This is a genomic window from Paraburkholderia sp. (assembly GCF_035948235.1).
Classification (GTDB): domain Bacteria; phylum Pseudomonadota; class Gammaproteobacteria; order Burkholderiales; family Burkholderiaceae; genus Paraburkholderia.
This window is the reverse complement of record NZ_DASZJJ010000326.1, coordinates 23,382-29,471: the sequence shown is the minus strand read 5'-3', so window position 1 is coordinate 29,471 and position 6,090 is coordinate 23,382. Positions and strand designations below refer to the sequence as shown.

Genomic DNA, 6,090 nt, shown 5'->3' with positions numbered 1-6,090 from the left:
AGGCAAGACCCTGAGCAGGGCGACGCGGCCGCGATTTCCGGCGCTGGAAAAGAAAAAGCCCGCCTGAATTGGGCGGGCTGAATCCATATCAGGAGGAGACATGGAGGAGACGAGTTAATTCTAGGGTTTTCCCCTAGCGTTGGCAAGTGTTTTTTGCGGCGAGTTGAAAAATATCTGGCCTGAATGATCTGGCGCCGATTTACCTCGGAGGTAATCGATCAGCCTCGCATGGCGCCCTATCCTCGTTATCAGTCCATCCACCACGCGAGGATCACCATGACGAGCTATGCCATCGGCCATCTGCACGAAGTCGAGCTTTGTGCCGACATCGTCGAATATCTGGAGAAAATCGACGCGACGCTCGCGCCGTTCGGCGGGCGCTTTATCCTGCACGGCGGCCCGGTGGAGCGGCTCGAAGGCCGCTTTAGCGGCGATCTGATCGTGATCGAATTCGACGACCGCGAGCGGGCTCGCGCGTGGTACGACTCCCCCGCCTATCAAGCGATCTTGCCGCTGCGCACGCGACACGCGCGCGGGGATGTATTTATCGTCGATCAGGTGGCGCAGCCGCATCGCGCGACCGAGGTGCTCGAACGCACGTGAACGGATTCAGGGATTCAGGGGCTCAGCCGCGCGGCTCGTCCGCCGCTAGCAGCACGCCCTTTTTGAACACGAAACAGCCGTAGCCGCGCGCCTCGCCGGTCGCGATCACGCAGTAGGCGCGGCGCGCGCGTTCGTAAAACGCGAAGCGTTCGAGCGACGCGAACGGCACCGCGCGCCCTTCGGCGTGATCGACTTCGCGTTGCGCCTCGCGCTGCACGGCGGGCAGCGATTGCGCATCGCCGACTATTTCCATGCGCAGCGCCGGATGATCGACAAAGCGATCGAGCGGCAGCACCGACAGCACCGCTCGAACCGCGCGCGGCGAATCCACGCCATCGATACGCAGCAGACGGCCGAGCACCGAATCGCGCGCCACGGCGGCGGCGGGAAAATTCGCGTCGCAGATCACCACTTCGTCGCCGTGCCCCATCGAGGCGAGCGCGTGCAGCACATCGGGATTGAGCAGCGGATCGAGATTCTTGAGCACTACGCCTCCGGCGGAATCGTTCGGAATACTGTTCTTCTGCGCCGGCTTTATGCGGCGGAAAAAACGATCGCGCCGTGCTGGGCGACCTGCGTGAACGTGCGCACGAAGCGATAGGTCTGGCCGTCGATCAACAGGGAATTGAGTCCCGCCTGGGTCGCGCCCAGGATTTCGGCGACCAGCGCGTTGCGGATAAAACCGCAGCGCGTCCACTCTTCCTGGGCCTCGCCCGCATCGCCCAGATAGATATCGCTGCGGTCGGACTGGGAGCGCACCAGGATCAAGCTAGCGCCCTTGTCCAGTGAGCGTTCGAGATACTCCGATAGCGTTGCCAGTGCTTCAACGGCAGCTTCGTGCGGCTCGCGAGAGGACGTATCCATGAGAGGCCCCAGGTTCGTGTGCATCATCTTCCCATCGTACCTGAATGCGGCGCAGGGATCGGCGTCTGAGGCCGAATCAAGGCCGGATCGAAGCCGAAGCGCTTACTTGCCCTTCTTCTTCGACTGCACCGGCTTCCAGCTATCTTCGTTCTGCAAGCGGTCAAAAAGCCGGTTACGCGTCGCCTCGTCGAGTTCGGTCAAGCCGATCAGCAGATTGAACGCCATGCCGCTGGCCGCAAAATAGCGCAGCAGAGAAAGATCGTGGTCCGCGGCTTCCTTTTCGATCGCCTTCGCGACCTCGCCATCCTGGTCGCGGCTGGCTTCCAGCATGCCCGGCGACTCGACCATCACGGCCAGCATCGCGCGCGCCACCGAATGCGGCTGATTCAGCGCCTGGCGGTAGATGGCGATCTGCGAGGCGAGCGTTGGCTCGGCCTTGTCGCGCCCTTCGGTCTGCCGGTATTCGGCGCCAATCGCCCGAAATTCATTGCGCTGATGTTCAAGCAGCGCTTCCAGCACGCCTTGCTTCGTCCTGAACTGATGCAGCAGCCCGCCTTTGCTGATGCCGCTTTCGCGCGACAGCGAGTCGAAGGTCAGGCCGCCCACGCCTTCCCTGGTCAGAATAGCCAGCGCGGCGGCGATGGCCTTTTTGCGTGAAAGCTCGGAGCGAGTCGGGTTGTCCATGTCGAATTGAATGCTTCACTGCTGCGCAGCTGAGCGCCGCGTCTGGAATAGGAATCGCCGCCGCGACCTGCGCCGCAGCGGTGCAGGCGCTATCTTAGCCGACCGGCCCCGATAAAAACAAACCGGGTAGACGGTTTACATTCTTTGGGTTTGCGGTTACGCTGCGTCCGCTGGGAAGACTTCGCTTGTCATTCCCATCCACGTATCCCACCCAAGGAAAGCTCACATGTTCAGCCAACGACTCGCCATTTGCCTGAGCGCCGGCGCGCTGTCCCTCACCCTCGCCGCGTGCGCAGGCGTGCAACCGGTCGCGTATTCGGGCATCGACGCCGCCCCCAGACTTCAGCCGAATCACGGCGACGACCGCGCCAAGGTGCCGTTCGCGTATGCCGCGCCGGTCGTCTGGTCGCGCTACACGCAGGTCGTCCTCGACCCGGTGACGGTCTATCAAGGCGCCGATGCGCAATTCAACGATATGAAGGACGAGGACAAAACCGTGCTCGCCGGCTACGCGCAGAAAACCTTCGCCGAGAACCTCGGCAAGCGCTTTCAGTTGCACGACCAGCCAGGTCCAGGCGTGCTGCGCATCAAACTCACGCTCACGGGCGCGCAGCGAACCACGCCGCTCGTCGGGCAAGCCATGCATTTCGATATCGCCGGCAATCTCTATAACGGCGTGCAGGCGGTACGCGGCGGCCAGGGGGCGTTCAGCGGATCGGTTTCCTATGCCGTCGAGGTCTACGACAGCAGCGACAACCGTCTCCTGAAAGCCTACGTCACGAAGCAATATCCGAATGCGATGAATCTGCCGGCGGCTTTCGGCTCGCTCGCCGCCGCGAAAACCGGCCTGGATAAAGGCGCGCAGGCACTGGTCGCACAACTGCACTGAGCGGCGTCAGTAACGTACAAGCGGCGGAATACCACTCATTTAATCAGGATGACTGATCATGAATCAGCTTGCGAAAGCCGCTATTTCACTGGGATATCCGCCGCTCACGATCACGCTGGTCTTTATCGTCGCTTATCTCGCCGTGGGTATTCCGGCGCACGTTCTGTGCGGCCCCGGCGCGCGGGACTACTTCGGAACGATTGCGGGAGTAGCGCTCAGTCTGGCGTATCTGACGCTGATTCTGGGTTTCACACCATGAATAGCGCCACGTTGCGGCACACGCTTTTCCGGCTTGCGTGGATGTTTCGTCGCCTGTTTGGCACTTTGCGCGATATCGTGACCGGAAGTCTTTAGATGGCATGCACAAAGTCTGGGCGCGCGTGGCAGATTCCGGTGCTTGCCGCGCTCGTCGTTACCGGCGTGCTCGCGTATCAAGCGCTTACGCGCGGCCCGGAACTCTGCATCACGTTCACCACCGGCGAAGGTCTGCAGGTTGGCAAGACGCGTCTGCGTTACCGCAGCGTCGAAGTCGGTCGGCTGGAGGCGACGCGTCTTTCCAGCGATCGCACGCACGTCACGGCGGTGGTTCGCCTCACGGGAAACGCCGCTCGTCTGGCCTCCTGCGGTACGCGCTTCTGGGTGGTGCGCCCGCGCGTCGATGGCGCGAGCGTGTCCGACATCGGCACGCTGGTCAGCGGTCCATATATCGCCGCGGAAATGAGCCGCTCAACCAAGGCATGCCGGAACTTTATCGGCCTCGAAACACCGCCCGTGGTTTCGTCATCGCTTGACGGAACACGGTTCGAATTGCGCGCCGCCTCGCCCGGTTCGCTCGAAGCGGGCTCGCCGGTTTATTTCAGGCGGGTGCAGGTCGGGCGAGTGCTGGGCTATACATTGGGCAAAAACGGCGACGAAGTCGGCATCGAAGTTTTCGTCAAAGCACCCTTCGCCCGCTATGTCACCGCGTCGTCACATTGGTGGCGTGCGAGCGCTTTCGACGTGCGGCTGAATGCAAACGGATTGCGCGTCGATACCTCTTCTCTCGCTACGATCCTGAACGGCGGCGTGCAATTCGATTCTCCTGACGATACATCGAAGAAAGCGATTGCCAACGAAGGCACCCGTTTCCCGCTAGGCGACAGCCAGTCCGATGCGATAGCCCTGACGCAAGGATTCGCGGCTCCCGTCAGCCTGCGCTTTCACGAATCGCTGCGCGGTCTTGCCGTGGGCGCGCCCGTCGATTTTCGGGGCGTGGAGTTAGGCGAAGTCGTCCGTATCGACGTCGATCGCGATCTTGCGCGTGGCGTCTTCGACATGGTGGCCACGGTGAATCTCTACCCGGATCGCCTGGGACGCCGCTATCGGGAAGCGCTCGGACAAGGCGACAGTTCGGGCGGCCGCGCCTTGCTGCGCGCGATGATCGAACAAGGTCTGCGTGGACAACTGCGCATGGGCAATGCGCTGACGGGTCAGCGCTATATCGCGCTCGACTTCTTTCCCCATGCGCCGGCCGTGCGCTTCGACGTGGAACATGAGCCGGTTGAGTTGCCTACGGTGCCCAATGCGATCGAAGAACTTCAGGACCAGTTGAGCAGCATCGTCACGAAGCTCGACCGCGTGCCATTCGATCGGATCGGCAACAACCTGCAAGCGTCGCTAAAAAACGCCGATACGCTATTCAAGTCCGTCAACGATCAGATCGTGCCGCAGGCGCAGTCCACGCTCGGCGCGGCGCAACAGTCATTCGCGGCGGCGCGTGCGACGCTGCAGCAGGATTCGCCCTTGCAGTCGGACGTCCACCTGGCATTGGCGCAACTGAAGCGGACGCTGGCCAGTATCGATTCGCTGGCCGACTATCTCGAGCGCCATCCCGAATCCCTGCTGTGGGGAAAGTAAAAATCGGGGCACATTACTTGCTATCAACTTTTCCTGGCGGCGCTCGTTAACCTTGGATAGAACACTCCTTGAAGGTCAACGTCGCCGCTGGATTCCGGGAGAGGTCTTTATTTACAGGCTGAGATCGTCGCAGGGAGAGCAAACAGGCATGGAACGCAATTACGATTACATGGGATATGCCATTCGAGTCTGCACCGATTCCATCTCGGAGCCGGTGTTGCGCAAAGTCCGGATGGTTGATTCGGGCTACGTCGCCATGGTGTCGATTTATAAATCCGACCGCCAGGAACCGTGCTTCCCGGAAATGCGCCTGACCGATATCGGCGACCGCTGGTTTGTGACCGAAGTGGATGCGCTCATGCGTGGCTACAGCGTGGGACGGCGCATCGTTGAAGAGGCGCTTGGGCAGCGGGCCGCCTGACAGCCGCTTAACAGCCTCTTCACAGCCAGAACACCCGCAAGCCGGCGGCTCCGTCGGCTTGCCGCATTTTTTTCATTCGCCTTTCAATCAAGCGGCGCTCGCGATCGAGCCGCCGCGCGCGCTGCATTCAAAACTTTCCCCTACGTGCGAATTAGAAACAGTTTGTAATTGACACTGTTTCGACATCAAATATTGCACCCGTTTCATTCGCTTTTAAGACGTTTGCATAGAAAAATCATCGCTCGCAAACGTTTTCACGCGTTTCACAATTCTTTCTTCGAGACCGTAGAAACTGTGCGCCGACCCGATCCATCGGAGTGAAAGCGCATATGCAAAGACGCCTGTTCGAGCCATCCTCAGCGGCCGTGATTTCCGTTGTGCTGGCAACCATCTCGCTCGCCGCGTGCGGGCCAGGCGTGGGTTCGTCGGCACCTGAGACGGCCAGCGCCCCCGTCCAGCAGCAGGACAGCGCGGCGCTCCAGCCCGCGCCGCCCGCAGCACCTGGCGCGGCCACGGCGAACACCACGCTGGCCAGCGGCATCGGCACTGCCGCGCCCGCCGATACCGCGAACCCCGCCAGTTACGCCTATGCCAGCGATCCGGTGCAGAGCGTGCAGGCGAGCCTCGCCGCCGACAGCCAGCAGGTCGCGCCCGTCATGAGCTACGCCCCCGGCGACGAGCCATCGCAGTCCAGCAACGATTCCCGCAGTACCGCAACGACGCGTCAGTAATA

At 61.6% G+C, this 6,090-nt stretch carries 9 protein-coding genes; 6 read left to right on the top strand and 3 right to left on the bottom strand.

Annotated elements, in window-relative coordinates:
- The first annotated feature begins 276 nt into the window (after positions 1–276).
- Positions 277–603: a DUF1330 domain-containing protein gene (locus VG320_RS28935; protein ID WP_327203506.1), complete on the top strand. Its 327-nt coding sequence runs from the start codon at positions 277–279 to the stop codon at positions 601–603.
- A 22-nt stretch (positions 604–625) separates the two neighbouring features.
- On the opposite strand, the gene VG320_RS28930 is transcribed toward VG320_RS28935, so the two are convergent.
- The 3 genes from VG320_RS28930 to VG320_RS28920 all read right to left on the bottom strand — a co-directional run bounded on the left by VG320_RS28930 (position 626) and on the right by VG320_RS28920 (position 2,151).
- Positions 626–1,090, bottom strand: coding sequence for an RbsD/FucU family protein (locus VG320_RS28930; protein ID WP_327203505.1), 465 nt, complete (start codon positions 1,088–1,090; stop codon positions 626–628).
- A gap of 47 nt (positions 1,091–1,137) precedes the next feature.
- Positions 1,138–1,467: a hypothetical protein gene (locus tag VG320_RS28925; protein ID WP_327203504.1), complete on the bottom strand. Its 330-nt coding sequence runs from the start codon at positions 1,465–1,467 to the stop codon at positions 1,138–1,140.
- Positions 1,468–1,569: 102 nt separating this feature from the next.
- Positions 1,570–2,151 (bottom strand): TetR/AcrR family transcriptional regulator, encoded by a 582-nt coding sequence (locus VG320_RS28920; RefSeq protein ID WP_327203503.1) that lies wholly within the window; start codon positions 2,149–2,151, stop codon positions 1,570–1,572.
- Between the two features lie 226 nt (positions 2,152–2,377).
- On the opposite strand from VG320_RS28920, the gene VG320_RS28915 reads away from it, so the two are divergent.
- From VG320_RS28915 to VG320_RS28895, 5 genes are all read left to right on the top strand, one after another.
- On the top strand, positions 2,378–3,040 hold the full coding sequence (locus tag VG320_RS28915; RefSeq protein ID WP_327203502.1) for a DUF3313 domain-containing protein: 663 nt from the start codon (positions 2,378–2,380) through the stop codon (positions 3,038–3,040).
- A gap of 58 nt (positions 3,041–3,098) precedes the next feature.
- On the top strand, positions 3,099–3,299 hold the full coding sequence (locus tag VG320_RS28910; RefSeq protein ID WP_327203501.1) for a hypothetical protein: 201 nt from the start codon (positions 3,099–3,101) through the stop codon (positions 3,297–3,299).
- A gap of 95 nt (positions 3,300–3,394) precedes the next feature.
- Positions 3,395–4,936, top strand: a complete 1,542-nt coding sequence (locus tag VG320_RS28905; RefSeq protein ID WP_327203500.1) for an intermembrane transport protein PqiB — start codon at positions 3,395–3,397, stop codon at positions 4,934–4,936.
- 148 nt (positions 4,937–5,084) lie between these two features.
- Entirely contained in the window at positions 5,085–5,357 is a 273-nt protein-coding gene (locus tag VG320_RS28900; protein ID WP_327203499.1) for a hypothetical protein, read from the top strand.
- A gap of 329 nt (positions 5,358–5,686) precedes the next feature.
- On the top strand, positions 5,687–6,088 hold the full coding sequence (locus VG320_RS28895; protein ID WP_327203498.1) for a hypothetical protein: 402 nt from the start codon (positions 5,687–5,689) through the stop codon (positions 6,086–6,088).
- The last annotated feature ends 2 nt before the right edge of the window (positions 6,089–6,090 follow it).

Bases quoted from the DNA above. Each gene is read 5' to 3' on its own strand.
- VG320_RS28910 (WP_327203501.1), top strand. From the start codon at position 3,099: ATGAATCAGCTTGCGAAAGCCGCTATTTCACTGGGATATCCGCCGCTC.
- VG320_RS28905 (WP_327203500.1), top strand. From the start codon at position 3,395: ATGGCATGCACAAAGTCTGGGCGCGCGTGGCAGATTCCGGTGCTTGCC.
- VG320_RS28895 (WP_327203498.1), top strand. From the start codon at position 5,687: ATGCAAAGACGCCTGTTCGAGCCATCCTCAGCGGCCGTGATTTCCGTT.
- VG320_RS28935 (WP_327203506.1), top strand. From the start codon at position 277: ATGACGAGCTATGCCATCGGCCATCTGCACGAAGTCGAGCTTTGTGCC.
- VG320_RS28915 (WP_327203502.1), top strand. From the start codon at position 2,378: ATGTTCAGCCAACGACTCGCCATTTGCCTGAGCGCCGGCGCGCTGTCC.
- VG320_RS28920 (WP_327203503.1), bottom strand. From the start codon at position 2,151: ATGGACAACCCGACTCGCTCCGAGCTTTCACGCAAAAAGGCCATCGCC.
- VG320_RS28925 (WP_327203504.1), bottom strand. From the start codon at position 1,467: ATGGATACGTCCTCTCGCGAGCCGCACGAAGCTGCCGTTGAAGCACTG.
- VG320_RS28900 (WP_327203499.1), top strand. From the start codon at position 5,085: ATGGAACGCAATTACGATTACATGGGATATGCCATTCGAGTCTGCACC.